This is a genomic window from Catellatospora paridis, from assembly GCF_009720365.1.
Taxonomy (GTDB): domain Bacteria; phylum Actinomycetota; class Actinomycetes; order Mycobacteriales; family Micromonosporaceae; genus Catellatospora; species Catellatospora paridis.
In genome coordinates this window covers 220752-234893 of record NZ_ML769319.1, presented here as the reverse complement: position 1 = coordinate 234893, position 14142 = coordinate 220752, and the positions used below count along the sequence as shown (strand labels likewise).

Genomic DNA, 14142 nt, shown 5'->3' with positions numbered 1-14142 from the left:
CCGGGCGGTTCTTGATCGTCGGAGTCACGCCGACCGGGCGGCCCTCGATCGTCGGAGTTGCCTGGCAGGTGGGCGGATCTTGAAGCCGGATACCCACACGTGCCAGGCAACTCGGGCGATCACGAACCCGCGGCGGTGATCGTCGTGGCGGTGACGGTGGTGTCGGAGGTGGTGCCCTGGACGGTGATCTCGGTGCCGGCGGCGAGATCCTTGAGGGCGATCTTGTCGGTGGCCTGGACGGTGGTGGTGTCGCCGGTCTTGATGGTGAGCAGCCGCCCGTCGGCGGTCTCCAGGTAGACCGTGGTGCCGTCGACCAGCTTGATCTTTCCGGTGATCGGGGCGGCGGCGGGCTGCTGGCCCGTCTGTTGACCGCCCTGGAACCCGCCGGTGCCGGCCTGGCCGAATCCGCCGCGGACACCGCCCGGCCGGTTGCCGGTGCCGCCCGCGCCCGTCGCGGCCGCAGTGCCGGACGTGCCGAAACGCTGCTGGACCTGGACGCCGGCGAGGAACCCGCCGCAGGTCAGCACCAGCGCGAGCAGGGCACCCGTGCTGCGGGTCAGCCACGGGCCGCGTTTGGCCTTGGCCAGGCCCGCCACCAGGTCGTCCATCGGTACGTCCGAGACGGCACCGGTCGAGCTGACACCGGTGGTGTCCGAGTCCCGGGTACGGATCGCATGCTTCATTGAGGTCAAGGCTCCTTACTCGTACCGCAGGGCGTCGATGGGGCGCAGGCCGGCTGCCCGGCTGGCCGGGTAGCTGCCGAAGAACAGGCCGATCGCCACGCAGACGCCCAGCGCCAGCGCGACCGAGTCGGGCATGACCACCGGTTTGATGCCGACGATCTCGAAGTTCGCGCCGATCAGCGCCGCGGCGACCCCCAACCCGCCGCCGGCGAGGCTGAGCAGCGTCGCCTCGATCAGGAACTGGGTCAGGATGACGCGGCGCGGCGCGCCCAGCGCCTTGCGGATGCCGATCTCGCGGGTCCGCTCGGTCACCGAGACCATCATGATGTTGGTGATGCCGATGCCGCCCACCACCAGCGAGATCCCGGCGACCGCGCCGAGCAGCACGGTGAAGGTCTCGGCGGTCGCGGTCCGCGTCTCCAGCAGCTGAGAGGCATCCCTGATCTGGTACGGCGTGCTGCTCGCGCCGTCCGCGACGTGCATCTTCGCGTTGAGGATCGCGGTGATCTCGGCCTTCGCCGCGGCCACGGCGTCCGCACTCGCCGCCTCGATGGTGATCGACGAGACGGGCCCGTATCCGGTGAGCGAGCGCTGCACCGCGGGCAGCGGCGCGATCGCCACGTCGTCGGGGTCGTTGAAGCCGGTCGAGCCCTTCTTCGCCAGCACCCCGATCACCGAGTAGATCTGCCCGGCGATGCCGATGCGCTGCCCGACCGGGTCCACCGTCGTGCCGAACAGCTCCTCAGCGGTCGTCGGCCCGAGCACCACCACCCGCGCGGCCTGGTCGACGTCCTCCTCGGTGAAGCCCGACCCGCTCGCGACCACGCTGTTGGAGGCGGCGAAGTACGACGGGTACGTGCCGATCACCGAGTTGACGTCGTAGGAGGCGTCGCCGAAGGTCAGCGTCTGCGCGCTGTTGACGACCGGCGACACGCTCTTGACGTCCGGCGCGGACTCCTTGTCCTGCAGCGCCTTGACGATGTCGAGGGTCAGGTCGGTGCGGTAGCCGGTGTCGCCGCCGCGGCCGCCCTGCACGGTGAGCGTGTTGGTGCCGAGCGCGGCCAGGCTGTCCTCGACCTGCTTGGCCGAGCCGGTGCCGACCGCGACCAGCAGGATCACCGCCGCGACGCCGATCAGAATGCCCAGCACGGTCAGTCCGGACCGCAGCTTGTTCGCCGCGACGCCGCGCAACGCGAACCCGAAGATCTCGAAGAAGCTCATGCCTCCTCCTCGCTACGTTCGTCGTCGGCATGAGTCGGCGTCGACATGATTCGCTCGCTCATGCCGGAACTCCCACCGGTGTGATGTCGCGGCGGCGTACGTCAGAGACGACCAGGCCGTCGACCAGGCGGATGGTGCGGTGGGCGTGCGCCGCCACCTCGTCCTCGTGCGTGATCAGCACGATGGTGCGGCCCTGCGCGTTCAGCCCGTCCAGGATGCTCAGCACGTCGGCGGTGGAGCGGCTGTCCAGGTTGCCGGTCGGCTCGTCGGCCAGCAGCAGCGCCGGCTGGCTGACCAGCGCGCGGGCCACCGCGACCCGCTGCTGCTGGCCGCCGGAGAGCTGGTTCGGGTCGTGCTCGGCCCGGTTGGCCAGGCCCACCATGTCCAGCGCGGCGAGCGCCCGCTCCCGGCGCACCGCGGGTTTGATCCCGGCGTACGCCAGCGGCAGCTCCACATTGGCCAGCGCGCTGGTCCGGGCGATCAGGTTGAAGGACTGGAACACGAACCCGATCCGGCGGTTGCGCACCAGCGCCAGCTGAGACTCGTTCAGCTCGCTGACGTCGACCCCGTCCAGCCGGTACGTGCCCGAGGTGGGCACGTCGAGGCAGCCGACGATGTTCATCAGGGTGGACTTGCCGGAGCCCGACGAGCCCATGATGGCCACGTAGTCGCCGGGCGCGACGGTCATCGAGACCCCGGCCAGGGCGTGCACCGCCGTCTCGCCCTCGCCGTACGTCTTGACCAGGTCCACGACGTCGAGGACGGGCCGCTGCTCGCGGCCGTACGGGCCGGTCACCGGTTGCCCGGCCGGTTGCCGGTGTTGCCGCCGAAGCCGCCGCCGGTGAAGCCGCCGCCCGGCCCGCCGCCCGGGAACTGCTGCTGGTTGCCGGTCCCGCTGGTCACGGTGGCCAGCACGACCTGCTCGCCCACGGTCACCCCGGAGACGATCACCGTGTACGCGTCGCCCTTGAGCCCGATCTCGACGGCCCGGGTCTCCTGCACGCCGTCCTTCACCACGGTCACCGTGGTCCGGCCGCCGGCCGTGCGCACCGCCGCGGCGGGCACGTAGACCGCGTCGGCGACCTCGTCCACGGTCACCGACAGGCTGACCGTCTGCCCGAGCCGCGCGCCCTCCGGAATGCTGTCCAGCAGCACCTCGATCGGGTACGTCACCGTGTTGCCGCTGGACGCCGTCGGCGAGATCGCCGACACCTTGCCGGTCGCGGTGGCCCCGGTCAGCGCGTTCCAGGTGACCGTCGCCGACTGCCCGACCTTCAACCGGGTCGCGTCGGCCTCGGCGACACCCGCCGTCACCTGGAGCTTCGTCAGGTCGGCCAGCTGCACGAACCCGGAGCCGCTCGACGACGAGGACGAGGAGCTGTTGCCGCCCCCGCCACCGGACGAGCCGCCCGAGGAACCGCCGACCGCGCCGCTGATCGCCACGACGGTGCCGGCCATGGGGGCCTTGAGCACCGTGCCGTCGACCGAGCGCTGCGCCGCGGCGACCGCGGACTCGGCCTGGTCCACCTGGTTCTCTGCGTTGGCGATGCTGCTGTCGTCACCGCCGTCCTCGGCGCGGTCCAGCGCGTCCCGAGCCGCGTCGAGGTTGCGCTTCGCGGTGGCCAGGCTCTCCTTCACCTCGGTCGCGTCCACGGTGGCCAGCACCGCGCTCTTGGCGACCTTGTCACCGACCTTCACCTTGATCGCGGTGACGGTGCCGCCGGTGGCGAAATCGGCCGACATGGTGTTCGCCGACTCGATCGAACCGTCGGCGGTGACCGTCGCGGTCACCGTGCCCTGGGCCACCGCCACGGTGCGCGACGTGTTGGCCTGGGCCGGCGTCGCGTCTCCGCTGATCATGAAGTACGCCCAGGTGCCGCCGCCGACCAGCAGCAGCCCGAGAGCGCTGTTGATCAGTGTGGTCCGCCCGAGCGGGATGCCTCGCCGCAATCGCATGGCACGCATCGTCGCGACCCGCCCTCGACGCGACCTCCCACCAACCTCGGAATGAGCTTGGAGCCTCAGCCTTCGAGCCCGGGCAGCGTCCGCTGGCCGCGCTCCGGTTCACGCGACACGCGCCACCGATCGGCTCCGCGACCGCTGGCTACATCGATAATCTCGTTAGCGAGGAAGTAGCGGCGACGCCCGCGGCGCAGCTCATGAAGGATCCCGACGTCAACCAGCCGTTCCACGGCCAGCGCGGCCGAGCGTGAGCTGACCGCCAGCAACTCCTGTGCCCGCGCGATGGTCAGCGACTGGCGCTCGAAGAGAGCGTCGACAAGTCGCGGCAACAGCGCAGAGGCACGCGCGGTGGTCACTCGCGACCGATAGTCGGCTCGCAGTGCGGACAGTGCGCGCGCCCTGCTCACGGCATCCTGCGCCTGGACGGTCACGCCCTCCAGGAAGAACTGCAGCCATCCTCCCCAGTCGCCCTGCGTGGAGACGGCAAGCAGCCGGGCGTAGTACTCGTCCCGGCGGGGTTCGATGAAGGCGGACAGGTCGAGCACCGCACCCGGCAGCAGACCCCACTCCACCAGCAACAACATGATCAACAAGCGCCCCACACGGCCGTTGCCGTCGAGGAAAGGGTGGATCGCCTCGAACTGGTAGTGCAGGCACCCGATCGCGAGCAGCGGCGGCAGCTCACGATCGGCATGCAGGTACCGCTCCAGCGGATCGAGGCACTCCCAAAGTCGCTCCGGCGGTGGCGGGACATATGTAGCGTCATTGAGCGTGCATCCCGGCGGACCGATCCAATTCTGGCTGCGGCGGAACTCGCCCGGCGTGGCATGACCGCCACGCACACCGGCCAGCAGCGTACGGTGCGCTTCCAGAAGCAACGGCAGGCTCAGCGGCAGGCGCCGATCCGGGTCCAACAGCTGCTCGGTGGCGAGCACGTAGTTGAACACCTCGTTGGTGTCCGCCGCCTCGGCAGCCGATGGCTCCGCCTCGAACAGGGCCAGGTCGAACATGGTGGCCCGGGTGCCCTCGATCTGGCTCGACAAGACCGCCTCATGCCTGATCAGGGACGCCGCCAGCAACTCCGGGCCCGGCAGCGTGCGGGCGACACCTGCCAACTCGCCGACGGCGCGGTCGGCCGCCGACAACCGGCTCAGCAGAGTGCCGCTGAGGTCCATGTGTGGAGGCAGGGGCGGGGGCAGAAAGGCCAGGTAGTTTCGTTCCGCACGGACCACGTACGGCCACTGGGCGGGGAGAAACTGGTCCCGCAACATCCCTCGCTCCTTTGATACTCAACAGAGGGTTAGGTATCAAAGGAGCCTCGTCTTGATACCTAGAGGCCCTGAAGGTATCAAACAATCGCCGAGATGCGCGTTAAGTAGCAAGCGGCAGGAGTACTCGGAACGTGGAGCCCACCCCGGGGGACGTGGACAGCTCGATGCGGCCGCCGTGGGCCTTCACGATCGCCGAGGCGATGGCCAGGCCCAGGCCCGCTCCACCGTGGCTGCGGGCGCGGTGCGGGTCGGCACGGTACAGCCGCTCGAAGATGCGGGCGGCGTGCTCCGGCGGCACCCCTGGCCCGGTGTCCTCGACCTCCAGCACTGCCACCGGCAGGTCCGGGTCGAGATCCGCGCCGACGGCCGCGACCACCGGGCCGCTGTCGCGGGCCACCGGCAGTTCGAACGGTTCGTCGGCGGCTTCGCCGCCGCGGTGGCTCACCCTCAACGTGACCCGGGCGTCCGCCGGGGTGTGCTGGAGCGCGTTCGCCACCAGGTTCGTCGCCACCTGGCGCAGGCGGTGCTCATCGCCCAGTACGCCGACCGGCTCGAACCCGGCCAGCTCCACGGTCCGGCCCGGGGTGCGCACGTGCGCGTCGCGGACCGTGTCGGCCGCCACCGCGAGCAGGTCCACCCGGGACTGCTGCAGCGGGCGCTCCTCGTCCAGCGCGGCCAGCAGCAGCAGGTCCTCGACCAGCAGGCCCATCCGGCCGGCCTCCTGCTCGATACGGGACATGGCCTCGTCCAGCTCCGGGCCGGGCGGCGCACCGCCGCGGCGGTACAGCTCGGCGAAGCCGCGGATCGAGGTGAGCGGGGTGCGCAGCTCGTGCGAGGCGTCCGCGAGGAACTGCCGCAGCCGCTGCTCGGAGGCGGCCCGCGCGGTGACCGCCGCCTCGATCCGGCCCAGCATGGTGTTGAGCGCGAGGCCGAGCCTGCCGGGTTCGGTGTGCGGGTCGGGATCGGGCACGCGGGCGGTCAGGTCGCCACCGGCGATCTGCGCCGCGGCGTGCTCCATGTTGGTCAGCGGCCGCAGCCCGATCCGGACCACGCTGTACGCCGCGAAGCCCAGACCCAGCAGCACCAGCCCGCCCACGGCCAGCACGACCAGCAGCACCAGGTTCGCGGTGTTCTGGACCCGGTCGAGCGCGATGGCCGAGACGCGGTACCTGCCGTCCTGGGTCCTGCCGTCCTGGGTCCTGCTCACGGTCACCCGGAAGTCCTGCCCGGAGGGGCCGGCCGCGGTGAACACCTTGCCCGCGTCACGTCCGGTGCCGACGTGCGCGTTCTCCTGGAGCTGCGCAAAGGTCAGCTGCGGCCCCTCCGCGGCCTTGATGCCGTTGCTCACGCGGCAGACGAACCGCCCCTCCGCGTCGTAGAAGCTCACGATGGTGTCGCCCTGGCCAGGTGGCAGCGCACCGCCGCCGGCCGCGCCGAACCGCCCTTCGCAGATGACGTCGTTGGCCGTGGTCGACGCGCCGACCGGCACGGTCGGGGACGGGGCCGGCTGCGCGGTGGCGGCGGGCAGCGGTGACGCCGTCGCCGTCGGGCCTGGCTGCCCGGTGCCCGGGCCCGAGGGGGTCCGGATGGCGTCCGGCCCCGCCGGCGGCCGGTTACCGAAGCCGCCGGGCCAGGGCCCGCTGCCGAAGCGGTTCAGCTCGCGCACGTCCTCGTCGAGCTGCTGCGCCAGGTAGTGGCGCAGCGTCGTGGCGGCGACGAAGTCGGTGATGAGCAGGGCCACCCCGGCCAGGGCTACCACCGCGACCACCATCCGGGTACGCAGGGTCCACCGCCGCCACGGTGGGCGGATCATTCCTGGCCACCTCGGGGCAGGCGCAGCGCGTACCCGACGCCGCGCACGGTGTGGATCAGCGGCGGGTCCCACTTGTCGACCTTCTTGCGCAGGTAGTAGACGTACGACTCGACGATGCGACCGTCGCCGCCGAAGTCGTAGCTCCACACCCGGTCCAGGATCTGCGCCTTGGAGACCACCCGGCCCGCGTTGACGAGCAGGTAGCGCAGCAGGTTGAACTCGGTCGGGGAGAGGTCGACCAACTTGCCGCCCCGGCGCACCTCGTGCGCGTCCTCGTGCAGTTCGAGGTCCGCGTAGCGGAGCACGCCGCTGTCGATCTGATCGCCGCTGGGCCGGCTGCGCCGCAGGATGGCGCGGATGCGCAGCACGACCTCCTCCAGGCTGAACGGCTTGGTGACATAGTCGTCCGCGCCGACGGTCAGCCCGGAGATGCGGTCCTCCACGGAGTGCCGGGCGGTCAGGAACAGCACGGGCACCAGGGCGTTGTCCGGCCCGCGGCCGTCGGCCCGCAGTTGCCGGGCGACCTCGAAGCCGTCCAGGTCGGGCAGCATGACGTCGAGCACGACCAGGTCGGGCTGGAACTCCTCGGCCGTGATGAGCGCGTCCCGGCCGGTGTGCGCGACCCGCACGTCGAACTCGACCAGCCGCAGCGTCGCCGACAGCAGCGCGCAGATGTTGGCCTCGTCGTCGACGACCAGCACCCTGGTCCGCGCCCGCTCCTGCTGCTGCGTCACTGCCGGCTCCCTGCTACCTCGGTCCTGCCTGTGAGCCCGTTGTATCCGTCATACCTCGGAGAACCCTGGGAGCACCCTCGGAACCCCGTGAACACCGTCCGGGCCGGGTCAGGCCCGGGCGTTGAGGCGGACCTGGGTGTTCTCGGTGAGGCCGGAGAGGATTTCGACGTCGCCGTCGCCGCGCAGGCCGATGCCGATGGCGCGGGTCGTGCCGTCGGGGAGTTTCACCTCGCCGGTGTCGTCGCCGGTCACGCGTACGGCGGATTGGGGCAGCAGGAGACCTTCGGCTCGGGCCAGGACGACGCCTGCGGTGGCGCTCTGGCCGATGAGCAGGCCCTCCGGCGCTCCGTCGAAAGCGAGCAGCACGTGGTAGCGGACCAGGGTGCCGGTGGCGGTGCCGGTGGCGGCGACCTGGGCGATGGTGGCGGGCAGAACCTCGTCGGGGCGATTGGCCAGGGTGACCGTGGCGGGCTGGCCGACGGCCAGGCTCACCGTGTCGGCCTCGGCGAACTCGGCCTCGACCATCATCGTGGCGACGACGCCGAGGGTGATGAAGGTCGCGGTGCTCGCCGTGTCCCCGGCCCGGCCGCCGACGCTGAGCACCTTCGCCGCGACCGGCGCCGTGATCGTCGTGCCGGCCAGGTTGCGCTCGGCCTTGGCCAGGTCGGCCTCGGCCTTGTTCACCGCGACCTGGGCGGAGTAGATCGCGTCCCCGCCGCGCCCGCCGGTCGCGCCGCCGCCGTTGGTCGAGCCGCCGGACGAGGAACCGCCGGACGAGCAGCCGCCGGGTCCGGTGCTGGGCGCGGACGTGCGCGACGGCGCGGCCGAGGGCTGGGCCGACGCCGACGGCTTGACCGAGGCTGAGGGCTGCGGCGAGGCGGACGGTGACGGGCTGCTCGACGGTGAAGCGTCGGCCGGGTCCGGCGTGGTGGTCGACGCCGGCTGGGTGAGCAGCACCGCCGTCACGGCAGGGACCGAGTCGTACGCCGCGGCGCGTGCGGTGGTGCAGCCGGTGGTGGTGTCGGCGCTGTCGGCGGCGTCCTGGGCGTCGGCGAGGGCCTGCTCGGCCTCGGACAGCGCGTTGGCCGCGTCGTCGCGGGCCTCCCGGGCGTCGGCGTCGTCGATCGTCGCCAGGTCCTGCCCCACGACCACCTCGTCGCCCGGCTTCACCAGCACCGCGGTGAGCGTGCCCGCCACGGAGAAGGCCAGCTCGCGGGTGGCGACCGGGGACACCTTGCCCGATGCCGCGACCGACGAGGTGACCTCGCCCCGCTGTACCGCGACCGTCGCCGCGGCCGCCGGGGCCGGGTCACCGCCCTGCACCACGAGCACCGTCACCACCGCGGCGGCGATGAGCACCGCCGCGCCCGCGGCCACCCACCGGCGTCGCTTTCCGCGCACCACGAACGTCATGGCCGGGAGTCTCGCGGCCGCCGCTCGGTGATCGCTTCAGCCCACCTCGGAGCCACCTCAAAGCCCGCCACTCCCAGCGCATCCTGAGGCACGGTCGAGCGAGCCCTGAGCCGCGGCGCGCAGGCTCGCGCAGGTGAAGACGCCGAAGAGACACTCCCGCGCCGCCCTCACCGCCGCCGTCGCGATCGCCGTGCTCGGCCTCGCCGCAGCCTGCGGTTCCGGCGACGACACCACCGGTCAGACCGCCTCCGGCGGCGAGACGAGCGGGTTCGCCGCGTACGCCGCGTGCCTGAAGGAACAGGGGATCACGCTGCCGGAGGGCTTCGGTCAGGGGCAGGGCAGACCGTCCGGCGCGCCGACGGCGCGGCCCACGAACCAGCCGACCGCCCGACCTACCGCTCGGCCGACCGTGCGCCCCAGCGGGCAGCCGGGTGGTTTCGGCGGCCCCGGCGGGGGTATGCGGGCACCGGACGGCGTGGACGCCGAGAAGTGGCAGCAGGCACAGCAGGCTTGCGCAGCGGTGCGCCCCAGCGGCGGACCCGGTGGAGGCTTCGGTGGCAACCGGGGCGACAACGGGGCCAACGCGGCGTACCGCAACTGCCTCGCTGAACGCGGTGTGGAGTTCACACCCGGGCAGCAGCTCGCGACCGCCGATCCGAAGGTGGCGGCGGCGATGCAGGCCTGTGCCGTGCTTCGCCCCACCACCGCGCCGAGCCCGGCGGCGAGCTGACCGCATCTCGCAGCCGGCCGGGCTGGTGGACCGGAGCCGGTCCGGGCGGTGCTGTCCCCCCGTCCCGCCCGGCGGGCCCGGCCCCCCTCCCCCGCCGGGCGCCACCGGCGGTGCGCCCCCTTCTCGTGCGGGTCAGGCCGGTGGACGCCAGGCCACTCCGCGCATGAGCTGGTCGGCGCCGAGCCAGACGGCGTTCATCAGACGCGTCGCCGTACGCCCGGGGTCTTCGTCGGGGTGGTCGGCCAGCCAGTCGGCGAGCGACTCGCTCGCGCCGACCAGCGTCAGCGCCATCGCCGTGAGGTCGTCGGGTTTGACCTGCCTGCCCTCCAGCCGCAGCGCCCCGTCGAGCCGATCGGTGATCACCTCGACGACGGTCTCGCGCATCGCGGCGACCTCCACCGAGAACGGCTGCTGGGTGCGGGCCTGCCGGTAGAGCACCGACCAGCCGTCGCGGTGCGCGCCGACGAACTCGAAGAAACCTTTGAACCCCTGCCACAGTTGCAGGTCCGGGGGGAGGGTGGGATCGGCCGCGGCGGCCAGGCCGCTGACCAGGCGCGCCGATTCGCGGCGCAGGCAGGCGATGAACAGTTCCTCCTTGGTGCCGAGGTACGCATACACCATGGGCTTGGACACGCCGGACAGCTCGGCGATCTCGTCCATGTTGGCGTGGTGGAATCCCCGGCGGGAGAACACCAGCACCGCGGCGTCGAGCATCTGCTGCTCGCGCTCCGCTCGCGGCACCCGGCCGCGCGGGGTGTCCCCGGCGCGCGGACCAGCCGGCGCGTCGTCACCTGGAGGAAGTGGGTTGCTCTGCACCTTGCCAGCCTACCTACTCCGTCGTAAGGTTACGCACGAGTAAGTTCCAATGGTTATGGAGGACATCATGGCCGACTTGAACCTGTCCGACTTCAGCTCCCTCGACCCGGCGCAGTTCGCAAGCCTGGTCAAGAACGCTTCCGACGCGCAGCTGAACGAGGTGCTCGGCGGCGACCTACGCACCAAGGTCCTGGACGAGATCTTCCGCCGGATGCCCGGCCTCTTCCGCCCCGACCGTGCGGGCAACACCGAGGCGGTCATCCACTGGATCATCACGGGCGCGGCCGACGGCGGCTCGGACACCTACGAGCTGGTCATCTCGAAGGGCACCTGCTCTCTGTCCGAGACCCCGGTCAACGAGCCCAAGCTCGCCGTCACGGTGGGCCCGGCCGACTTCCTCAAGGTGGTCTCCGGCAACGGCAACCCCGTCATGATGTTCATGACCGGCAAGCTGAAGGCCAAGGGCGACCTCGCGCTGGCCGCCAACATCGCCAACCTCTTCAACATCCCCAAGGCCTGAGCTTGAGCAAGCGTAGCGAGCTCAACATGAGGCCCCGGGAAGGTCATGCTCGACGTTCGCGAAGCGGGCGACGAGCATGACCGGCATGGAGTTCTCGCTCGATCTGAACGAGGAGCAGCGGGATCTGCGGGACTGGGTGCACGGCTTCGCCGAACAGGTCGTGCGCCCGGCCGCCGCGGAGTGGGACGAGCGCGAGGAGACTCCCTGGCCCGTCATCGCCGAAGCCGCCAAGATCGGCCTGTACGACTTCGAGTTCCTGGCCAACCTCTGGGCCGACCCGAGCGGTCTGTCCATGTGCATCGCCAGCGAGGAGCTGTTCTGGGGTGACGCCGGCATCGGGCTGGCCATCATGGGCACCTCGCTCGCCGTCGCCGGGATCTTCGGCTCCGGCACCCCCGAGCAGATGGCCGAATGGGTGCCGCAGTGCTTCGGCACGAAGGAGGACCCGAAGGTCGCCGCGTTCTGCTCGACCGAGCCCGAAGCCGGCTCCGACGTGGGCGCGATGCGCACCCGCGCGGTGTACGACCAGGCCACCGACGAGTGGGTGCTCACCGGACAGAAGGCGTACGCCACCAACGGCGGCATCGCCAACGTGCACGTGGTGACCGCCGTCGTCGACCCGGAACTGGGCTCGCGCGGGCAGGCCGCCTTCATCGTGCCGCCCGGCAGCAAGGGCCTGCACACCGCCCGCAAGCTGCGCAAGCTCGGCATCCGCGCCTCGCACACGGCCGACGTGTTCCTCGACGAGGTGCGCGTGCCCGGCAACTGCGTGCTCGGCGGCAGGGAGAAGCTCGACGAGCGGCTCGCGCGGGCGCGGTCCGGGCAGCGCTCCTCGGGGCAGGCCTCGATGCGCACCTTCGAGCTGTCCCGGCCCGCGGTCGGCGCGCAGGCGCTGGGCATCGCGCGGGCGGCGTATGAGTACGCCCTCGAATACGCCAAGACGCGGGTGCAGTTCGGCAAGCCCATCGTGGAGAACCAGGCGATCGCGTTCGCGCTGGCCGACATGCGCCTGGAGATCGACGCCGCGCGGCTGCTGGTGTACCGGGCGGCCTGGATGGGCCGCAACAACCGGCCGTTCACTGCGGGCGAGGGCTCGATGTCCAAGCTCAAGGCGGGCGAGGTCGCGGTCTCGGTGACCGAGAAGGCCCTGCAGATCCTCGGCGGCGCGGGCTACCTGCGCGAGCACCCGGTGGAGCGCTGGTACCGCGACGCCAAGATCTACACGATCTTCGAGGGCACGAGCGAGATCCAGCGCCTGGTCATCGCCCGCGCCATCACCGGCGCCTCGCTGCGCTGACAACGCTTCAGCCATAGACGGCGGTCTGCTTTTGCAGGCCGCCGTCTTCACTTTTTAGTTACCGCTCAGTAATATCCGGGTAACCCTGGCGATCGAACGAGAGGCCTCACCGTCGTGGACCTGCTCTTCATTGTCCGTACCCTGGCCCGCCGCGGGCTGCTCAGCCCCGGCAGCCCGACCCGCGTCGCCGACCAGCTCAACACGCTGCGCCGGTGGGGCTTCACGCTCGCCGGCGAGCTGCGCGCCGCCGAGGCCCGCGACCCGCACCGCCCCGCGATCATCGACGAGCACCGCGGGGTGATCACCTACCGCCAGCTGCTGCACCGCGCCCAGCGCCTGGCCGTCGCGCTCGGCGGCACCCGGGGCGTGGCGCCCGGCGTACGCGTCGGCCTGATGTGCCGCAACCACGTCGGCCTGATCGAGGCCATGGTCGCCTGCTCGCTGCTCGGCGCGGACGCCGTCCTGGTCAACACCGCACTGTCCGCGCCACAGCTCACCGCGGTGGCCGAGCAGCAGCAACTGCGCCTGCTCATCCACGACCGCGAGTTCGCGCCGGTCGCCGCGGCCGCGCCGTGCGAGCGGCTCGACGAGTCCCGGGTCGACGCGCTGCTCGCCGAGACCCCGCCGCAGGGCCGCTGGACCGAGGTGAGCCGCGCCGGCCGCACCATCGTGCTCACCTCGGGCACCACCGGCGCGCCCAAGGGCGCCCGCCGGCCCACCCCGCCCGGCTTCGGCCCGCTCGTCTCCATCATCGACCGCATCCCGCTGAAGGTCGGCGAGCGCATCCTGATCTCGGCACCCCTGTTCCACACCTGGGGGTACGCCGCGCTGCAACTCTCCCTGGCCATGCGGGCCACCGTGGTGCTCCAGCGCCGGTTCGACCCCGTGGCCACCGCGCACGCCGTCGACGTGCACGGGTGCACCGCACTGTTCGCCGTGCCGGTGATGCTGCAGCGGCTGGTCGAGGCGGGAGCGGTGCCCGCGAAGCCGCCGCGCGTCGTCGCGGTCAGCGGATCCGCCCTGCCCGGCGGCCTGGCCACCCGGTTCATGGACACCTGGGGCGACTGCCTCTACAACCTGTACGGCTCCACCGAGGCGTCCTGGGCGTCCATCGCCACCCCCGCCGACCTGCGCCGCGACCCCGGCACCGCGGGCCGGCCCCCGCACGGCACCCGGATCGCGATCCTCGACCCGACCGGCCTGCCCGTGCCCCGCGGCCGCGTCGGCGAGATCCACGTCGGCAACGAGATGCTGTTCGAGGGATACACCCGCGGCCCCGGTGTCCCGCCGCCGCCCGGCGACCGGCCCGACGGCATGCTCGGCACCGGCGACCTGGGCCACCTCGACGCCGACGGCCTGCTCTACGTGGACGGCCGCGCCGACGACATGGTCGTCTCCGGCGGCGAGAACGTCTTCCCCCGCCCCGTCGAGGAACTGCTCACCCAGCTACCCCAGGTCCGCGAGGCGGCCGTGATCGGCGTCCCCGACCCGGAGTACGGCCAGCGCCTGGCCGCCTACCTGGTCCTGCACCCCGGCCAGCACCTGGACACCGACGAGGTCCGCGAATACGTACGCCACTACCTGGCCCGCTTCAGCGTCCCCCGCGACGTCCACTTCGTCCCCGAGCTCCCGCGCACCGCCACCGGCAAAGTCATCCCCCGCCTCCTCCGCACCCTGTGAGC

At 71.9% G+C, this 14142-nt stretch carries 13 protein-coding genes; 4 read left to right on the top strand and 9 right to left on the bottom strand.

Annotation, left to right across the window (positions count from 1 at the left end; translation table 11 throughout):
* Positions 1-119: 119 nt before the first annotated feature.
* The 8 genes from F9C41_RS22330 to F9C41_RS22295 form a co-directional block, all read right to left on the bottom strand.
* A complete protein-coding gene (locus F9C41_RS22330) occupies positions 120-683 on the bottom strand; it encodes a hypothetical protein (RefSeq protein WP_230689873.1) in 564 nt (187 codons plus the stop codon).
* Positions 684-698: 15 nt separating this feature from the next.
* Positions 699-1904 (bottom strand): ABC transporter permease, encoded by a 1206-nt coding sequence (locus tag F9C41_RS22325; RefSeq protein ID WP_155388759.1) that lies wholly within the window; start codon positions 1902-1904, stop codon positions 699-701.
* Positions 1905-1962: 58 nt separating this feature from the next.
* Complete coding sequence (locus F9C41_RS22320; protein WP_230689871.1) at positions 1963-2700, bottom strand: ABC transporter ATP-binding protein; 738 nt, start codon at positions 2698-2700, stop codon at positions 1963-1965.
* Positions 2697-3860: an efflux RND transporter periplasmic adaptor subunit gene (locus F9C41_RS22315; protein WP_155388758.1), complete on the bottom strand. Its 1164-nt coding sequence runs from the start codon at positions 3858-3860 to the stop codon at positions 2697-2699. Before F9C41_RS22315 ends, F9C41_RS22320 begins: the two co-directional genes overlap by 4 nt.
* A gap of 65 nt (positions 3861-3925) precedes the next feature.
* Complete coding sequence (locus tag F9C41_RS22310; RefSeq protein ID WP_155388757.1) at positions 3926-5137, bottom strand: Fic family protein; 1212 nt, start codon at positions 5135-5137, stop codon at positions 3926-3928.
* A gap of 100 nt (positions 5138-5237) precedes the next feature.
* A complete protein-coding gene (locus F9C41_RS22305) occupies positions 5238-6950 on the bottom strand; it encodes a sensor histidine kinase (RefSeq protein ID WP_230689869.1) in 1713 nt (570 codons plus the stop codon).
* Positions 6947-7684, bottom strand: a complete 738-nt coding sequence (locus F9C41_RS22300; protein ID WP_155388756.1) for a response regulator transcription factor — start codon at positions 7682-7684, stop codon at positions 6947-6949. The genes F9C41_RS22305 and F9C41_RS22300 overlap by 4 nt, the downstream gene beginning before the upstream one ends.
* A 108-nt stretch (positions 7685-7792) precedes the next feature.
* Positions 7793-9097: an efflux RND transporter periplasmic adaptor subunit gene (locus tag F9C41_RS22295; RefSeq protein ID WP_155388755.1), complete on the bottom strand. Its 1305-nt coding sequence runs from the start codon at positions 9095-9097 to the stop codon at positions 7793-7795.
* Positions 9098-9230: 133 nt separating this feature from the next.
* Here F9C41_RS22295 and F9C41_RS22290 point away from each other — a divergent pair, with 133 nt between their 5' ends.
* On the top strand, positions 9231-9827 hold the full coding sequence (locus tag F9C41_RS22290; RefSeq protein WP_196279889.1) for a PT domain-containing protein: 597 nt from the start codon (positions 9231-9233) through the stop codon (positions 9825-9827).
* A 132-nt stretch (positions 9828-9959) separates the two neighbouring features.
* Here F9C41_RS22290 and F9C41_RS22285 read toward each other — a convergent pair whose 3' ends face one another.
* Positions 9960-10541: a TetR/AcrR family transcriptional regulator gene (locus F9C41_RS22285; protein WP_155388823.1), complete on the bottom strand. Its 582-nt coding sequence runs from the start codon at positions 10539-10541 to the stop codon at positions 9960-9962.
* Positions 10542-10710: 169 nt separating this feature from the next.
* Here F9C41_RS22285 and F9C41_RS22280 point away from each other — a divergent pair, with 169 nt between their 5' ends.
* The 3 genes from F9C41_RS22280 to F9C41_RS22270 all read left to right on the top strand — a co-directional run bounded on the left by F9C41_RS22280 (position 10711) and on the right by F9C41_RS22270 (position 14140).
* Positions 10711-11163: an SCP2 sterol-binding domain-containing protein gene (locus tag F9C41_RS22280; RefSeq protein ID WP_155388754.1), complete on the top strand. Its 453-nt coding sequence runs from the start codon at positions 10711-10713 to the stop codon at positions 11161-11163.
* A gap of 85 nt (positions 11164-11248) precedes the next feature.
* On the top strand, positions 11249-12460 hold the full coding sequence (locus tag F9C41_RS22275; protein ID WP_155388753.1) for an acyl-CoA dehydrogenase family protein: 1212 nt from the start codon (positions 11249-11251) through the stop codon (positions 12458-12460).
* 114 nt (positions 12461-12574) lie between these two features.
* Complete coding sequence (locus tag F9C41_RS22270; protein WP_155388752.1) at positions 12575-14140, top strand: AMP-binding protein; 1566 nt, start codon at positions 12575-12577, stop codon at positions 14138-14140.
* Positions 14141-14142 lie beyond the last annotated feature (2 nt).

Bases quoted from the DNA above. Each gene is read 5' to 3' on its own strand.
- F9C41_RS22275 (WP_155388753.1), top strand. From the start codon at position 11,249: ATGGAGTTCTCGCTCGATCTGAACGAGGAGCAGCGGGATCTGCGGGAC.
- F9C41_RS22325 (WP_155388759.1), bottom strand. From the start codon at position 1,904: ATGAGCTTCTTCGAGATCTTCGGGTTCGCGTTGCGCGGCGTCGCGGCG.
- F9C41_RS22285 (WP_155388823.1), bottom strand. From the start codon at position 10,541: ATGCTCGACGCCGCGGTGCTGGTGTTCTCCCGCCGGGGATTCCACCAC.
- F9C41_RS22305 (WP_230689869.1), bottom strand. From the start codon at position 6,950: ATGATCCGCCCACCGTGGCGGCGGTGGACCCTGCGTACCCGGATGGTG.
- F9C41_RS22280 (WP_155388754.1), top strand. From the start codon at position 10,711: ATGGCCGACTTGAACCTGTCCGACTTCAGCTCCCTCGACCCGGCGCAG.
- F9C41_RS22315 (WP_155388758.1), bottom strand. From the start codon at position 3,860: ATGCGATTGCGGCGAGGCATCCCGCTCGGGCGGACCACACTGATCAAC.
- F9C41_RS22310 (WP_155388757.1), bottom strand. From the start codon at position 5,137: ATGTTGCGGGACCAGTTTCTCCCCGCCCAGTGGCCGTACGTGGTCCGT.
- F9C41_RS22295 (WP_155388755.1), bottom strand. From the start codon at position 9,097: ATGACGTTCGTGGTGCGCGGAAAGCGACGCCGGTGGGTGGCCGCGGGC.
- F9C41_RS22330 (WP_230689873.1), bottom strand. From the start codon at position 683: ATGAAGCATGCGATCCGTACCCGGGACTCGGACACCACCGGTGTCAGC.